General features: G+C 69.1%; 14 protein-coding genes. 13 read left to right on the top strand and 1 reads right to left on the bottom strand.

Translation table 11 applies throughout. The features are described from left to right. The first annotated feature begins 117 nt into the window (after positions 1 to 117). Positions 118 to 1,749: a chloride channel protein gene (locus BRW65_RS04455; RefSeq protein ID WP_244167979.1), complete on the top strand. Its 1,632-nt coding sequence runs from the start codon at positions 118 to 120 to the stop codon at positions 1,747 to 1,749. Between the two features lie 8 nt (positions 1,750 to 1,757). On the opposite strand, the gene leuA is transcribed toward BRW65_RS04455, so the two are convergent. Next, positions 1,758 to 3,683: a 2-isopropylmalate synthase gene (gene leuA, locus BRW65_RS04450; RefSeq protein ID WP_073871786.1), complete on the bottom strand. Its 1,926-nt coding sequence runs from the start codon at positions 3,681 to 3,683 to the stop codon at positions 1,758 to 1,760. Between the two features lie 242 nt (positions 3,684 to 3,925). Between leuA and BRW65_RS04445 the strand changes: the two genes are divergently transcribed. The 12 genes from BRW65_RS04445 (at position 3,926) to egtE (ending at position 16,291) form a co-directional block, all read left to right on the top strand. After that, positions 3,926 to 5,191: an aspartate kinase gene (locus BRW65_RS04445; RefSeq protein ID WP_073871685.1), complete on the top strand. Its 1,266-nt coding sequence runs from the start codon at positions 3,926 to 3,928 to the stop codon at positions 5,189 to 5,191. After that, positions 5,192 to 6,226: an aspartate-semialdehyde dehydrogenase gene (locus BRW65_RS04440; RefSeq protein ID WP_073871683.1), complete on the top strand. Its 1,035-nt coding sequence runs from the start codon at positions 5,192 to 5,194 to the stop codon at positions 6,224 to 6,226. Positions 6,227 to 6,233: 7 nt separating this feature from the next. After that, positions 6,234 to 7,382, top strand: a complete 1,149-nt coding sequence (locus BRW65_RS04435) for a DUF4185 domain-containing protein (protein ID WP_073871681.1) — start codon at positions 6,234 to 6,236, stop codon at positions 7,380 to 7,382. A 74-nt stretch (positions 7,383 to 7,456) separates the two neighbouring features. Beyond that, complete coding sequence (locus BRW65_RS04430; RefSeq protein WP_073871679.1) at positions 7,457 to 7,834, top strand: hypothetical protein; 378 nt, start codon at positions 7,457 to 7,459, stop codon at positions 7,832 to 7,834. A 159-nt stretch (positions 7,835 to 7,993) separates the two neighbouring features. Continuing rightward, positions 7,994 to 8,458, top strand: a complete 465-nt coding sequence (locus BRW65_RS31980) for a hypothetical protein (protein WP_073871677.1) — start codon at positions 7,994 to 7,996, stop codon at positions 8,456 to 8,458. 110 nt (positions 8,459 to 8,568) lie between these two features. Continuing rightward, positions 8,569 to 10,017, top strand: coding sequence for a catalase (locus tag BRW65_RS04420; RefSeq protein WP_073871674.1), 1,449 nt, complete (start codon positions 8,569 to 8,571; stop codon positions 10,015 to 10,017). 39 nt (positions 10,018 to 10,056) lie between these two features. Continuing rightward, positions 10,057 to 10,704, top strand: coding sequence for a sensor domain-containing protein (locus BRW65_RS04415; protein WP_139272878.1), 648 nt, complete (start codon positions 10,057 to 10,059; stop codon positions 10,702 to 10,704). Positions 10,705 to 10,871: 167 nt separating this feature from the next. After that, positions 10,872 to 12,131 (top strand): ergothioneine biosynthesis glutamate--cysteine ligase EgtA, encoded by a 1,260-nt coding sequence (egtA, locus tag BRW65_RS04410; protein WP_073871669.1) that lies wholly within the window; start codon positions 10,872 to 10,874, stop codon positions 12,129 to 12,131. A gap of 44 nt (positions 12,132 to 12,175) precedes the next feature. Beyond that, positions 12,176 to 13,471 (top strand): ergothioneine biosynthesis protein EgtB, encoded by a 1,296-nt coding sequence (gene egtB, locus BRW65_RS04405; RefSeq protein WP_073871784.1) that lies wholly within the window; start codon positions 12,176 to 12,178, stop codon positions 13,469 to 13,471. Further along, on the top strand, positions 13,471 to 14,184 hold the full coding sequence (gene egtC, locus BRW65_RS04400) for an ergothioneine biosynthesis protein EgtC (RefSeq protein WP_073871666.1): 714 nt from the start codon (positions 13,471 to 13,473) through the stop codon (positions 14,182 to 14,184). The genes egtB and egtC overlap by 1 nt, the downstream gene beginning before the upstream one ends. Beyond that, positions 14,181 to 15,146, top strand: a complete 966-nt coding sequence (gene egtD, locus BRW65_RS04395; protein ID WP_073871663.1) for an L-histidine N(alpha)-methyltransferase — start codon at positions 14,181 to 14,183, stop codon at positions 15,144 to 15,146. Before egtC ends, egtD begins: the two co-directional genes overlap by 4 nt. Continuing rightward, entirely contained in the window at positions 15,143 to 16,291 is a 1,149-nt protein-coding gene (egtE, locus tag BRW65_RS04390) for an ergothioneine biosynthesis PLP-dependent enzyme EgtE (protein WP_073871660.1), read from the top strand. The genes egtD and egtE overlap by 4 nt, the downstream gene beginning before the upstream one ends.

Raw genomic sequence — 16,291 nt, 5'->3', positions numbered from 1 at the left:
TCAGCAGGCCGGCGCGGGGCCGCAAACGCCTCCTGCGCGTGGCGCCTGGGGGCCCGATCTTAAAACGATGACCGCATAGCGGCGTCGTCCATGCCAGCAGTGAGGACAAAGCACTCAGTGAGTGGACCGTTGGCCGATTTCGCCGTCGACCGGCGGGTGTTGCTGATCACCGGCATCGCGCTGTTCGTCGGCGCACTATCGGCGGGAGTGGCGTGGTGTCTGCTCCAGCTGATCGGACTCGTCACCAATCTTGTTTTCTATCAACGAGTCTCGGATGCCCTAGTGTCGCCCGCCGCTAATCAGCATCCGTGGTGGCTGATCCTGGGCGCCCCCGTCGCAGGCGGTTTGGTCATCGGTCTGATGGCTCGGTACGGGTCCGATCAGGTTCGCGGCCACGGCATGCCCGAGACGATCGAGGTGATCCTCACCGGTAGCAGCCGTGTCGAGCCCAAAGTGGCGATCCTGAAACCGATCTCGGCGGCGATCAGTATCGGTACGGGCGGGCCGTTCGGTGCCGAGGGCCCCATCGTCATGACGGGCGGCGCGACGGGTTCGGTTGTCGCCCAGTTCTTGCATCTGACCGCGGACGAGCGAAAGATTCTGCTCGCCTCCGGCGCCGCCGGTGGCATCGCAGCCACCTTCAACGCTCCGCTGGCGTCCATCTTGCTGGCGGTCGAGTTGCTGCTGTTCGAATTCCGGCCGCGCAGCCTGGTACCCGTCGCCGGCTCGGTCGCCGTTGCCACCGTGGTGCGACTGCTGATCCTGGGCAGCGCACCGGTATTCCCCGTCACTACTTGGTCAGCCGAAATTCCTTGGTCCATTGATGCTTTGGCGGTCGTGGTCGGGATCGCCGGCGCCGCGGTGGCCATCGGTGCGACGCACTTGGTCTACTGGGCCGAGGGCGCCTTTCCGCGTCTGCCAATCCATTGGATGTGGTGGCCGGCGATCGGTGGTCTGATCATTGGCATCGGCGGGTTGATCGAACCGCGCGCCCTCGGAGTCGGTTACAACGTGATCGGTTCACTTCTCTCCGGGCACGCCGGGCTGTCGCTGATCGTCGGCATTCTCGTGGTGAAGACCGCGATTTGGGGTCTGTCACTCGGCTCGGGGACCTCGGGCGGGGTATTCGCCCCCGTGTTCATGATCGGCAGCGCACTCGGAGCCTTTGTCGGGCACTGGCTGCCGCCCGTGTTTCCTGGCTTTTGGGCGATGTTGGGCCTGGCCGGCGTGGTGTGCGGCATCATGCGGGCGCCGCTGACGGCCATCATGTTCACCCTGGAGCTCACCCGCGCTTGGCCCGCGATGCTTCCGGTGATCATCGCTACCGTCACCGCGTACGTGATCTCCGTTCTGTTGCTGGCGCGTTCGGTGCTCACCGAAAAGATCGCCCGCAGCGGCATGCACCTGACCCGCGACTACACCACCGACCCGCTGGAGGCATTTCTGGTCGCCGAGGTGGCGCGTTCCGGGCCGCCTGCCGCACCCGCGGGCGGCACGATAAGCGCCCAGGCCACGTTGCGGCACGCCGCAAATGTCTTCGCCGAATCGGACGGCAGGCCGCTGAGGGTGTTGTCGCCGGATGGCACCGACCAGGGCCATCTGCTGATGAAGGATTTGCTCACCGCGCGGCTGCACGATCTCAACGAAGACACGGAACGGACCCGGCATCTGATGCCCTATTTCCCGAGGCCGCCGCGAACCGCCGTTCGCCGCTGGGTATCGGCTCGGCGCAATGGCCGCGCGAGCTGACCTGCGCCCTAATCCCGCGCCGCGCGGTTGACCGCCGACACGACGGCCCGCAGCGACGCGGTGGTGATCGACGGCGCGATCCCGACGCCCCACACTGTCCTGCGCTCGCTGGATGCGTGCCGACCCGCTTCGCCCGGTCCCCCGCAAGCGGGAGGTGCCCCCAGCGCCGCGCTCGCGATCGGCACGGCCACCGAAGCCTCCACGTAGGCGGCGGCCTGCGCGTCGTCGCCGGCGCTCATCGCGTGCTCGGAGTAGTCCAGCACGGCGACGTCGAACCCGACGGTGCCCAGCGCGTGGACGAAGGCCGCGAGCGGACCATTGCCCGCGCCGGTGATCTCGGTCTCCACCCCGTTGACCTTCACGGTCGCCGCGATCGTGGTGGCGCCGCCGTCTTCCTCGGACGCCTCGACCCGCTGCTTCATCCGCTCCAGCGGCCAGACCGGGGCCAGGTACTCCTCGGAGAACACGTCCCACATCTCCTTCGGGGAGACCTCCCCGCCCTCGCCCTCGGTGATCCTCTGGATCGCCTGGGAGAACTCGATCTGCAGCCGCCGCGGCAGGGCCAGGCCGTGGTCGGACTTCATGATGTAGGCCACGCCGCCCTTGCCGGACTGCGAGTTGACCCGGATCACCGCCTCGTAGGTGCGCCCCACGTCCTTGGGGTCGATCGGCAGATAGGGCACCTGCCACAGCATGTCCTCGACGTCGGAGTCCGCGGCGTCGGCGTCGATCTTCATCTGGTCCAGGCCCTTGTTGATCGCGTCCTGGTGGCTGCCGGAGAACGCGGTGTAGACCAGGTCCCCGCCGTAGGGGTGCCGCTCGTGCACCGGCAACTGGTTGCAGTACTCGACCGTGCGGCGAACCTCGTCGATGTTGGAGAAGTCGATCTGGGGGTCGACGCCGCGGGAGAACAGGTTGAGCCCCAGCGTCACCAGGCACACGTTGCCGGTGCGCTCGCCGTTGCCGAACAGGCAGCCCTCGATCCGGTCGGCGCCCGCGGCAAAGCCCAATTCGGCTGCCGCGACGGCCGTTCCGCGGTCATTGTGCGGGTGCAGGCTCAGGATGACGGATTCCCGGTTGGCCAGGTTGCGGCTCATCCACTCGATCGAGTCCGCGTAGACGTTGGGCGTCGCCATCTCCACCGTGGCGGGCAGGTTGAAGATGATGGGGTTCTCCGGCCTCGGCGCGATGATCTCGCCGACGGCGTCGCACACCTGCCTGGCGTACTCCAGCTCGGTTCCGGTGTAGGACTCCGGTGAATATTCGAAACGCCATTGTGTGCCAGGGTATTTGGCGGCCTCCTCGACGCACTTGCGGGCGCCGTCGGTCGCGATGGCCTGTACCGCGGCCCGGTCGGCGCGAAAAACCACGCGGCGCTGCAGGATTGACGTCGAGTTGTAGAAGTGCACGATGACCCGCGACGCACCCTCGCACGCCAGGAACGTGCGCTCGATGAGCTCGGGACGGCACTGCGTCAGCACCTGGATGGTGACGTCGTCCGGGATGGCGCCATCGGTGATGATCTCGCGGACGAAGTCGAAGTCGGTCTGGCTGGCCGACGGGAAGCCGACCTCGATTTCCTTGTAACCCATGCGAACCAGCAGATCGAACATGCGGCGCTTGCGGGTCGGGCTCATCGGGTCGATCAGCGCCTGGTTGCCGTCGCGCAGATCCACCGCGCACCACAGCGGGGCGCGGTCGATGACGCGGTCGGGCCAGGTGCGGTCGGCCAGGCGGATGGGCTCGACTTCCTCGGCGAAGGGCCGGTACCGGCTGACCGGCATCGCCGAACCGCGTTGGGGATTCCAGGCGGGCTGACCGGGGCCCGGCGGGCCCGCCGGTTTGACGATCGATCGGGCGGACGTATAGGCGTCGGGATTGGATGTCACGGTAGTTGCTCCGGGGGTGTCAGAAGGAACCTCAGACCGGCGCATCGCGAACACCCGCGACGGGAAGCCGGTCTGGATCAGACCCCGTCGCGGCGTCCGAGGAGGAGCACCCGCTGCACGCCCTGAACTCTACCGCGATTGGCGCCCGGGAGGAAAATCGCCGAAAATCATGACAAAACCGCAGGCTGTGGCGGTCAGCATCGGGGCGTAAACCGTTATGTGCAGCCACGTATTCTGTTGTGGACTTAAAACGTGCCCAAGGGCGGGAAGATTGCGGGAAACATAACGTGGCGCTGGTCGTGCAGAAGTACGGCGGATCATCGGTGGCCGACGCCGACCGGATCCGCCGCGTCGCCGAACGCATCGTCGCGACCAAGAAGCAGGGGAACGACGTCGTCGTCGTGGTCTCCGCCATGGGCGACACCACCGATGACCTGATGGACCTGGCCCAGCAGGTGTGCCCGGCCCCGCCGCCGCGGGAACTCGACATGCTGCTGACCGCCGGCGAACGGATCTCCAACGCGCTGGTGGCCATGGCGATCGAATCGCTGGGCGCGGAGGCGCGCTCGTTCACCGGCTCGCAGGCCGGGGTCATCACCACCGGCACCCACGGCAACGCGAAGATCATCGAGGTCACCCCCGGGCGGCTGCAGGCCGCGCTCGACGAGGGCCGCATCGTGCTGGTCGCCGGATTCCAGGGCGTCAGCCAGGACACCCGGGACGTCACGACGTTGGGCCGCGGCGGCTCGGACACCACCGCGGTGGCGCTGGCCGCGGCCCTGCACGCCGACGTCTGCGAGATCTATACGGACGTGGACGGCATCTTCACCGCGGACCCGCGAATCGTGCACAACGCGCGCCGGTTGGACACGGTGACCTTCGAAGAGATGCTCGAGATGGCGGCCTGCGGCGCGAAGGTGCTGATGCTGCGCTGCGTGGAATACGCCCGCCGCTACAACATTCCGGTGCACGTGCGCTCGTCGTACTCGGACAAACCCGGCACCGTCGTCGTCGGATCGATCAAGGACATAGCCATGGAAGACCCCATCCTGACCGGAGTCGCGCACGACCGCAGCGAGGCGAAGGTGACCGTCGTCGGCATACCGGACATCCCCGGCTACGCGGCGCGGGTCTTCCGGGCCGTCGCGGACGCCGACGTGAACATCGACATGGTGTTGCAGAACGTCTCGAAGGTGGAGGACGGCAAGACCGACATCACCTTCACCTGCTCGCGGGACAGCGGGCCCACGGCGGTGGCCAAGCTGGACGCGCTCAAGGACGAGATCGGGTTCACCCAGCTGCTCTACGACGACCACATCGGCAAGGTGTCGCTGATCGGCGCGGGCATGCGCAGCCACCCCGGCGTCACCGCGACCTTCTGTGAGGCCCTGGCCGCCGTCGGCGTCAACATCGAACTGATCTCCACCTCCGAGATCCGGATCTCGGTCCTGTGCCGCGACACCGAACTAGACAAGGCCGTCGTGGCGTTGCATGAGGCGTTCGGGCTCGGCGGCGAGGAGTCGGCGACCGTGTACGCGGGGACGGGTAGGTAAATGGTTGCCATCGGAGTTGTAGGCGCCACCGGCCAGGTCGGCCAGGTGATGCGCAAGTTGCTCGAGGAGCGGGATTTCCCCGCGACATCGGTGCGGTTCTTCGCGTCGTCGCGATCGCAGGGCCGCAAGCTGGGATTCCGCGGGCAGGAGATCGAGGTCGAGGACGCCGCCACTGCGGACCCGGCCGGCCTGGACATCGCGTTGTTCTCCGCCGGCAAGACCATGTCGTTGGTGCAGGCGCCGCGCTTCGCCGCGGCCGGGGTGACCGTCATCGACAACTCGTCGGCCTGGCGCAAGGATCCCGACGTGCCGCTGGTGGTGTCGGAGGTCAACTTCGACAGGGACGCCCACCGCCGGCCGAAGGGCATCATCGCCAACCCGAACTGCACCACGATGGCCGCGATGCCGGTGCTCAAGGTGCTGCACGACGAGGCGGAGCTGGTGCGCCTGGTGGTCTCGAGCTACCAGGCGGTGTCAGGCAGCGGGCTGGCCGGGGTGGAGGAGCTGGCCACGCAGGCCCGCGCGGTCATCGACGGCGCCGAGCAGCTGGTGCACGACGGCTCCGCGCTCGATTTCCCCGCGCCCAAGACGTACGTCGCTCCGATCGCATTCAATGTCGTGCCGCTGGCCGGCTCGCTGATGGACGACGGCTCCGGCGAGACCGACGAGGACCAGAAGCTGCGGCACGAGAGCCGCAAGATCCTCGGCATCCCGGAGCTGGCGGTGAGCGGAACCTGCGTGCGGGTGCCCGTCTTCACCGGGCACTCGCTGTCGATCAACGCCGAATTCGCCCGGCCGCTGTCACCCGAGCGCGCCCGGCAGCTGCTCGACGGTGCGCCCGGGGTCAAGGTGGTCGACGTGCCGACGCCGTTGGCGGCCGCGGGCGTCGACGAATCCCTGGTCGGCCGCGTCCGGCACGACCCGGGCGTGCCCGATGGGCGCGGCCTGGCCCTGTTCGTCTCGGGCGACAACCTCCGCAAGGGGGCGGCGCTGAACACCATCCAGATCGCCGAGCTGCTGGCCGCCCAGCTGTGAGAAGCGGGTGAGCGCCGCCCATACTCGACTGATCGCGCGGTGCTCGCTTGCATTGACGTTGATTGCGCCGCAAGGCTTTTGGCTCGCGCACGCCGATCCACCGGCGCCGCAACCCGAGCCCATCGTGGGGCCGCTGGCGCCCGGTCAGGTGTTGCGGATCGGCCCCACCGCCGGCACCGGCACACCCACCGGGGACTACGGCGTCGGCGCGACCGACCTCTGTGAGTTCGTCGAGTTCCCCGCGGAGTTGTTGCAGGTGTGCGGCGATAGCTTCGCCGGCCAGGGCGTCGGGTTCGGCGGCTGGTACGCGCCGGTGGCGCTTCATGTGGACACCGCGTCCGTCGACGACCCGGCCGGGGTGCGCTACACCGGCGTCACCGGCATCAGCAAACCGCTGTTGGCGGATCCGGCCCCGCCTGGCGCCTCGCAGCTGCCCGCCGGGGTGGTCCAGATCAACCGGCGTAACTACGTGATGGTGACGACGACGAAGAACCTGGAACCGCAGACCTCCCGGCTGGTGACGGCGGAGCCCGCGCGGGCCGGATGGCAGACCATCCCCGGCTCGCGTCGGCCCGCCGCCTACCAGGGCGGCTCGCAGACGCAGATCAGCGGTTACTACGACCCCATTCCCACCCCGGATTCGCCGACCGGCTGGGTGTACATCGTGGCCGACAGCTTCACCCGCAGGGATCCCGTCGTGCTCTATCGGGCCACCCCGCAATCGTTCACCGACCGGTCCCGGTGGCAGGGGTGGGCGGCCGGGCCGGGCGGCGGCTGGGGCAAGCCGCCCACGCCGCTGTGGCCGGAAGCGGTCGGCGAGATGTGCATCCGGCAAATCGACGGCAAGGCGGTGCTGTCCTACTTCAACGCCGTCACGGGCAACATGGAGGTCCGCGTCGCCGACGACCCGACGTCCCTCGGCGACGCCCCGGTCACCACGGTGGTCCAGCACGACGAGTGGCCCGACCCGGCGGAAAGCCTGCCGCCGCCGGATGACAACCGGCTCGCGCAACCGTACGGCGGCTACATCTCGCCCGGTTCCACGCTCGACGAGCTGCGAATCTTCGTCAGCCAGTGGGACACCCGCGCGCGGGTGGCCGCCCCGTACCGGGTGATCCAGTTCGCGGTCAACCCGTTCAAGCCGGACGCCGGCTGAGCGCCGAATCCTCACAGCTGCTGCATAAGTGATGCATAGCCGCAACTATTGTTAACGGCTTCATCATTTGTCTCATGAGTGAAACGTCTGAAACCCCCACCACGCGGTCCTCGACCGCAACCGTCCCGGCGGCTGCCGCCGAAGCAGCCCCGGCCTACCGAGCCCCGCGCGTCTTTCAACTGGCCGCCTGGGTCGCCATCGTCGCCGGGATCGTGTTCATCGTCGCGGTCATCTTCTTCACCGGCTTCATCCTTGGCCACCGCGGCGGCCACCACGGCCATCACCACCACAAGCACCACGCGGCGTGGATGCACCCGCACCGCATGGGTGGCCCGGGTGCCCAGCAGGGTGGACCGGCCGGCATCCAGCAGGGCGGACCCGGCGCGGTGACCCCCGGCGCCCCCGGCCCGAGCCAGATCCCGACGTCGGTCGCCCCGTCCAGGACGCCGTAGTCCAACCCCCACACTGAACAACCAGCAGCCCGGTGCCCGCGAGAGCACCGGGCTGCGCGTCGTTTTGTCACCGGCAACTGGCCACCGCCCACCGATTCACAGCAAGTTTTCTGCGGCGAACCTGTTATGCCCACAGTGGCGCCGGGCACTATTCAAGGCATGACCGAGACACCCGAACCGACCCCGCCGCCGACTCCCGCCGCCGCCACCGCACCCGCGCCCCCGCCCGCAGAACGAGTGAAGCCGCCGGCGCTCTACACGGCCGCGGCGTGGGTGATCATCGTCGCCGGCATTGTCTTCATCATCTCGACGGTGTTCTTCGTCGGTGCGTTCGTGTACGGCCATTACCACCACTGCCACTATCACCACGGCCCGATGTTCAGACCGGGTGCTGGCCCCGGACCGGGCAACGGCCCGTATGGCCCCGGACCGGGCAACGGGCCCTGGGGCCCCGGCCCAAGCGGCCAGTGGGGCTATGGCGGCCCGGGGCTGATCGTGCCCATGCCCCCGGGCGGTCCGGGCGGCCCCGGCGGACCGGCCGGCGGACCGGGTCTGAGCGGCCCGGGCCAGCCACCGGCGAGCGCGGTCAGCCCAACCCCCGCCGCGCCGGCGCCGCGTCCGTAACCCGACCATGCGTTTCTTGACGTGGTCCAGAAAAGGAGCATAGTTATTGGCGCGCAGAAGTATTCGTCGCCAATGCCCGAGGGCAGCCCACCAAACGAGGAGATAGCGACATGACGGAGCGTTTCACCACCACAGATGCCGGCATCGCTGCGCCCAGTGACGACCGGTCGTTGACCATCGGTCCCGACGGCCCGATCCTGCTGCAGGACCATTACCTGATCGAGCAGATGGCCCAATTCAACCGGGAACGCATCCCGGAACGTCAGCCGCACGCGAAGGGCGGCGGCGCTTTCGGTACCTTCGAGGTCACCAACGACGTCAGCAAATACACCAGGGCGGCGGTCTTTCAGCCCGGCACCAAGACGGACATGCTGGCCCGGTTCTCCACCGTCGCCGGCGAACGCGGCAGCCCGGACACGTGGCGTGACCCGCGTGGCTTCGCGCTCAAGTTCTACACCAGCGAAGGCAATTTCGACCTGGTCGGCAACAACACCCCGGTCTTCTTCATGCGCGACCCGATGAAGTTCCAGCACTTCATCCGGTCTCAAAAGCGTTTGCAGGCAAGCAATGTGCGCGACCACAACATGCAGTGGGACTTCTGGACGCTTTCACCGGAGTCCGCGCATCAGGTGACCTGGCTGATGGGCGACCGGGGCATCCCGAAGTCGTGGCGGCACATGAACGGCTACAGCAGCCACACGTACAGCTGGATCAACGCCGGCGGCGAAATCTTCTGGGTGAAATACCATTTCATCACCGATCAGGGCATCGACTTCCTGCCCCAGGAGGACGCGGACCGGCTGGCCGGCGAGGACGGCGATTACCACCAGCGCGACCTCTACGAGGCGATCGAGGGCGGCAACCATCCCAGCTGGACGCTGAAGATGCAGATCATGCCGTACGAAGAGGCCCGGACTTATCGGTTCAACCCGTTCGACCTGACCAAGGTGTGGCCGCACGGCGACTACCCGCTGATCGATGTCGGCAAGATGACGCTGAACCGCAACGTCACCGATTACCACACTGAGATCGAGCAGGCGGCCTTCGAGCCGAACAACACCGTGCCGGGCACCGGGCTGAGCCCGGACAAGATGCTGCAGGCCCGCGGCTTCTCCTACTCCGACGCGCATCGCGCCCGGCTGGGGGCCAATTATCGGCAGATCCCGGTCAACGAACCGAGGGTCGAGGTGAACAGCTACTCCAAGGACGGGGCGATGCGGGTGAAGAACGTGTCCGATCCCGTCTATGCGCCCAACTCCTACGGCGGACCGCACGCCGACCCGGCGCGCGCCGCCGAGGTGCGCTGGCACGCCGACGGCGACATGGTGCGCGCCGCCTACACCCTGCACGCCGAGGACGACGACTGGGGTCAGGCCGGCACCATGGTTCGCGACGTCCTCGACGATGCGGCCCGGGATCGGTTGGCGCACAACATCATCGGCCACGTCTCCAAGGGTGTTAAGGAGCCGGTGCTGTCGCGGGTGTTCGAGTACTGGCGCAACGTCGACCCCGACCTCGGCAAGAAGGTCGAAGAGGGCGTGCGCGGCAACGGGGGCTGACCAACGCACCGCCGTCCTGGCATGATCGATTGAATGACCATGCGGGTTCGCGCGGCCGCGATCACCATCGGCCTGGCCATCGGGGGCGCGGTCGCGCTCCCCGTCGCGACCGCCCACCCGTCGGACCCGGGGGTGGTGAACTACGCCGTCCTGGGCAAGGGGTCGGTAGGCAACATCGTGGGCGGCCCGATGGGCTGGGAATCGGTGTTCACCCAGCCGGTGCAGGGCGACTGGGTGGACGTCCCGGTGTGCAACAACTGGGCCGACATCGGGTTGCCCGAGGTGTACAACGACCCTGACCTCGCATCGTTCAACGGTGCCGTCACCCAGACGTCGGCCAACGACCAGACGCACTTCGTCAAGCAGGCCGTCGGGGTGTTTGCCACCGACGACGCCGCGGGTCGCGCTTTCCACCGCCTGGTGGATCGCACGGTCGGCTGCTCGGGGCAGACCACCGCGATGCACCTGGACAACGGGGCCACCCAGGTGTGGTCGTTCGACGGTGGGCCACCCGGTCCGGCCGACGCGAACTGGACCAAGCAGGAAGCCGGCACCGATCGGCGGTGCTTCAATCAAACCAGACTGCGCGAAAACGTATTGTTGCAGGCCAAAGTCTGCCAATCTGGCAACGCCGGGCCGGCGGTCAACGTGCTGGCCGGGGCGATGCAGAATGCGCTGGGTCAGTGAGCGGGGGTCCGGAGCCGGGTCGGGCAGGCTTGAAAATCGGCGCGATCGGGAATATGTCGGAGCCATCTGCTAGATGAAGAAGTGGCGGTTACCGTCCCCTTCGTTTGGTGGGGAGACAGGCCCGCGGACGCGTGTTCAGGCTTGCTCAGGCCCGAAGGGATAGTGATATGACGTTCGCCGCTATCACTACCGCGGGCGCCGAGATGACCGACTCCCAGGCCGCCGCGAGCTATATCGCCGACGGCTGCCTGGCGGACTCCCCGGTGGGCCGCGTGGGTCTCGAGTTGGAGGCCCACTGCCACGACCCGGCCGACCCGCACCGCAGGCCCGGCTGGGCCGAGATCGGCGAGGTGTTGGCGGGCTTGCCCGACCTGCCGGGCGGCAGCCGGATCACGGTGGAGCCCGGCGGGGCCGTGGAGCTGTCCGGTCCACCGGCCGACGGTGTGGTCGGCGCCATCGAGGGGATGCGGCGCGACCAGTCCGTGTTGCGGTCGGCGTTCGCCGACGCCGGGCTGGGTCTGGTGTTCCTCGGAGCGGATCCGCTGCGCCCGCCCAAGCGCATCAATCCGGGCGCGCGTTACCGCGCGATGGAGGAGTTCTTCGCGTCCAGCCGCTCGGGCGACGCGGGCTCGGCCATGATGACGTCCACGGCGTCCATTCAGGTCAACCTGGACGCCGGGCCGCGGGCCGGCTGGGCGGCGCGGGTGCGGTTGGCGCACGCGCTGGGGCCCACCATGATCGCGATCGCCGCGAACTCTCCGATGCTGCGTGGCGAGTTCACCGGATGGGCCTCCACCCGGCAGTGGGTATGGGGCCAGATGGACTCGGCGCGCTGCGGGCCGGTCCTGGGCGCCAGTGGCGACGAACCCGGCACCGACTGGGCGCGCTACGCGCTCAAGGCCCCGGTGATGCTGGTGCACGCCCCGGACGCCGCCGCGGTCACCCATTGGGTGCCCTTTGCCGACTGGGTGGACGGGCGGGTGTTGCTCGGCGATCGCCGCCCTACCGTGGCCGACTTGGAATACCACCTGACCACCCTGTTTCCGCCGGTGCGCCCGCGGCAATGGCTGGAAATCCGCTATCTCGACAGCGTGCCGGACGAGTTCTGGCCAGCCGTGGTGTTCACGCTGACGGCCCTGCTCGACAACCCGGCCGCGGCCGACATAGCGGCCGAGGCGGTCGAGCCGGTGGCCACCGCCTGGGACACCGCGGCCCGGGTGGGCCTGCGTGACCGGCGGCTGTACGCCGCGGCCAACAAGTGCGTGGCCGTCGCCGCCGAGCTGGCGCCGCCCGAACTCAGGGAGTCGATGCAATGGTTGCTCGACGCCGTCGAGCGATGCCGATGTCCCGGTGACGACTTCTCCGATCAGGTGATCCAGCACGGCATCGCGCCCACCGTGGCGCGCCTGGCACAAGGGGGGCTGTGACTTCCGCTGACGATTCCGACCCGCTGCGCACGGCAGCGCCGCGCTTGCGATCGTCAGGCCGGGCAAGCCTTGCCGACGATTTAGCGCGGGCGCGGACGCGAACGTTGCGGCTGGTCGAGTTTGACGACGCCGAGCTGTACCGGCAGTACGACCCCCTGATGAGTCCGCTGGTGTGGGACCTCGCGCACATCGGTCAGCAGGAGGAGTTCTGGCTGCTGCGGGCCGGTGACCCCGCCCGGCCGGGCATGTTGCCGCCCGCGGTCGAGGGCCTCTACGACGCCTTCGTGCACTCCCGTGCGAGCCGGGTCGAGCTGCCGCTGCTGCCGCCGGACCGCGCGCGGGCATATTGCCGGACGGTGCGGTCAGCGGCCCTCGACGCCCTCGACGCCCTGCCCGAGGAGGCCGACAGCTTCCCGTTCGCGTTGGTCATCAGCCATGAGAACCAGCACGACGAAACCATGTTGCAGGCGTTGAGCCTGCGCAGCGGCGCCCCGCTGCTGCGCGACACAGTGGCCTTGCCGCCCGGTCGCCCCGGCGTCGCCGGCACCTCGGTCCTGGTGCCCGCCGGCCCGTTCGTGTTGGGCGTGGACGCGGTGAGCGAACCGTACTCGTTGGACAACGAGCGGCCCGCCCACGTCGTCGACGTGCCCGCGTTTCGGATCGGCCGGGTGCCGGTCACCAACGGCGAGTGGCGGCACTTCGTCGAAGACGGTGGATACCGGCAGCCACGCTGGTGGTCAGAGCGCGGCTGGGAGCATCGCCAGCGCGCCGGCCTGACGGCGCCGCAGTTCTGGAGCCCCGACACACGCACGCGCACGCGGTTCGGTCACGTCGAAGACATCCCGGCCGACGAACCCGTTCAGCACGTCACCTACTTCGAGGCCGAGGCGTACGCGGCGTGGGCCGGCGCCCGGCTGCCGACCGAGATCGAGTGGGAGAAGGCCTGCGCGTGGGATCCGGCCACCGACAGCCGCCGCCGCTACCCCTGGGGGTCGCAGCCGCCGTCCGACGCCCTGGCCAACCTGGGTGGCGCGGCGTTGCGCCCGGCTCCCGTCGGCGCCTACCCGGCCGGCGCCTCGGCGTACGGGGCCGAGCAGATGCTCGGCGACGTGTGGGAGTGGACCACGTCCCCGCTGCGGCCGTGGCCCGGTTTCGTCCCGATGATCTACGAGCGCTACTCGCAGCCGTTCTTCGACGGGGACTATCGGGTGCTGCGCGGCGGTTCATGGGCGGTGGAGCCCAGCATCCTGCGGCCCAGCTTCCGCAATTGGGACCACCCGATCCGGCGCCAGATCTTCTCCGGCGTCCGGTTGGCTTGGGACGTCGAGGACTTCGCCTGATGTGCCGCCACCTGGGCTGGCTCGGGGCCGATGTCACCGTCTCCTCGCTGGTGCTGGATCCACCGTACGGCCTGCGGGTCCAGTCGTATGCCCCGCGCCGGCAGAAGCACGGCCTGCTCAACGCCGACGGTTGGGGCGTCGGGTTTTTCGACGCTTCCGCGGGAGGCCAAGTACCCCGCCGCTGGCGCAGCCAGGCACCGCTGTGGGGTGACGTGTCGTTCGAGTCCGTCGCGGCGGCGCTGCGCAGCCACTGCGTGGTCGCCGCCGTGCGTTCGGCGACGGTCGGCATGCCGATCGACGCCAGCGCGACGGCGCCGTTCACCGACGGCCAGTGGTTGCTGTCGCACAACGGCGTCGTCGACCGCGCCGTGTTGTCTGGCACCTCGCAGGCCGAATCGGTTTGCGACAGTGCACTACTCGCGGCGGCCATCTTCGAGCGTGGCCTGGACGAGCTGGGCGAGACCATCAGCGAGGTGGCGGCGGCCGACCCGAACGCCCGGCTCAACATCCTGGCCGCCAACGGCTCTCGCCTGCTGGCGACGGCCTGGGGAGACACGCTGTCGATCCTGCGGCGCGCCGACGGCATCGTTCTGGCCAGCGAGCCCTACGACGACGACCCCGGCTGGGAGGAAGTGCCGGACCGCCACCTCGTCGAGGTCACCGCGACGGGAGTCGCGCTGACCCCGCTGGATCACTCGGAAGGCTATCGATGACGCTGACACTGTCCAACCACCTGGCCGCCGACTCCGCATACCAGGCCCTGCGTCGGGATGTGTTCGACGGCCTGCAGCAGACGCCGAAGTCGTTGCCGCCCAAATGGTTCTACGATTCGTTGGGCAGCCACTTGTTCGATCAGATCACCCGGCTGCCCGAGTACTATCCGACCCGCGCCGAGGCGGAGATCCTGCGCGCCCGGTCGGCCGAAATCGCGGCGGTCAGCGACGCCGACACCCTGGTGGAGCTTGGCAGTGGAACCTCGGAGAAGACCCGGCTGCTGCTGGACGCGCTGCGCGAACGCGGATCGTTGCGCCGATTCGTCCCGTTCGACGTCGACGCGGGCATCCTTTCGACGGCCGCGGCGGCCATCCAACGGGAATACGTGGGCGTCGAAATCAACGCCGTCTGCGGCGATTTCGAGGAACACCTGACCGAGATCCCGGCCGGCGGGCGCCGCCTGTTCGTATTCCTGGGGTCCACCATCGGCAACCTGACACCCGCACCGCGCGCGGAGTTCCTCTCGAGCCTGTCCGCCCAGATGCGGCCCGGCGACAGCCTGTTGCTGGGGACCGACTTGGTCAAGGACACCGACCGGCTGGTGCGGGCCTACGACGACTCGGCCGGGGTGACCGCGGCGTTCAATCGCAATGTGCTGGCGGTGATCAACCGGCAACTTGACGCGGACTTCGATGTCGAGGCCTACCAGCACGTGGCGCGCTGGAACGCCCAGGAGGAACGCATCGAAATGTGGTTGCGCTCCAGCCACGCCCAGCGGGTCCGCGTCGACGCGCTGGACCTGACCGTCGATTTCGCGGCCGGTGAGGAGATGCTCACCGAAGTATCGTGCAAGTTCCGCCCGGACGGGGTGAGCGCCGAATTGGCCGGCGTGGCACTGCGTCCCACCCGGTGGTGGACGGACGCCGCGGGTGACTTCGGGTTGTCGTTGGCCGTGAAGTGACGCCCGCGGGTTCGCTGGCCGACCGATGGCGGGCGGCCCGCCTGCCGGTGGCCGGGCTGCACCTGGACAGCGCGGCCTGTTCGCGTCAAAGCCTTGCCGTGATCGACGCCGCCGCCCAGCACGCGCGCAACGAGTCCGAAGTCGGCGGCTACGTCGCGGCCGAGGCCGCCGCACCCGCGCTCGACGCCGGGCGGGTGGCGTTCGCCGCGCTGGCCGGCATGCCCGACGCGGAGGTGGTGTTCACCACGGGCTCCGTGAACGCCCTGGACCTCCTGCTCGGCGCCTGGCCGGCGGACCGCCGCCGGGTGGCGTGCCTGCCCGGCGAGTACGGCCCCAACCTGGCGCTGCTGGCCGCCCATGGATTCGACCGGCAGCTGCTGCCGACGCTCGAGGACGGCCGGCTGGCGCTCGACGACGCGGCGCTGGCGCTGGAGGCCGACCCGCCCGATCTGGTGCACCTGACCGCGGTCGGCAGCCACAGCGGTGTGGTGCAACCGCTGTCGATGGTGGTGCGGCTGTGCCGGGAGTTGGGGCTGCCGCTGGTCGTCGACGCCGCCCAGGCCCTGGGCCAGGTGGACTGCGCGGTCGGCGCCGACGCCACCTACGCGTCGTCGCGCAAGTGGTTCGCCGGGCCGCGCGGCGTCGGGGCCCTCGCGGTGCGCCGCGAGCTACTGGAGGGCCTGCAGCCGCGGCTGGCGGCGCCGGATTGGCTCGCGGGGTCGTTCTCGGTGGCCCAGCAGCTCGAGTTCGGTGAAGCAAACGTCGCTGCGCGGCTTGGGTTTTCGCTGGCGCTGGGCGAGCATTTGGCCTACGGGCCGGAGACCGTGCGTGCGCGGCTGGCCGAGCTGGGCGCCGAGAGCCGCCGGGTGCTGGCCGATGTGGCCGGCTGGGCGGTGGTCGAAGAGGTCGACGAGCCCAGCGCCATCACCACGCTGGCCCCCGTCGACGGCGCCGACCCGCAAGCGGTGCAGTCCTGGTTGCTCGCGGAGCGGCGGATCCTGACCACCTTCGTCGGCGTGCAGCGGGCGCCCCTGCAGCTGGCCGGTCCGGTGCTGCGGATCTCGCCGCACGTCGACACCACGGCCGAGGACATCGAGACCTTCGCCGAGGCGCTGATCGCCGCTACTGCGGCGACGTCGGATTGA

The sequence above is a fragment of the Mycobacterium paraffinicum genome (assembly GCF_001907675.1).
Classification (GTDB): domain Bacteria; phylum Actinomycetota; class Actinomycetes; order Mycobacteriales; family Mycobacteriaceae; genus Mycobacterium; species Mycobacterium paraffinicum_A.
The sequence above is the reverse complement of the archived record's forward strand: the minus strand, read 5'-3'. Positions and strand labels throughout refer to the sequence as shown.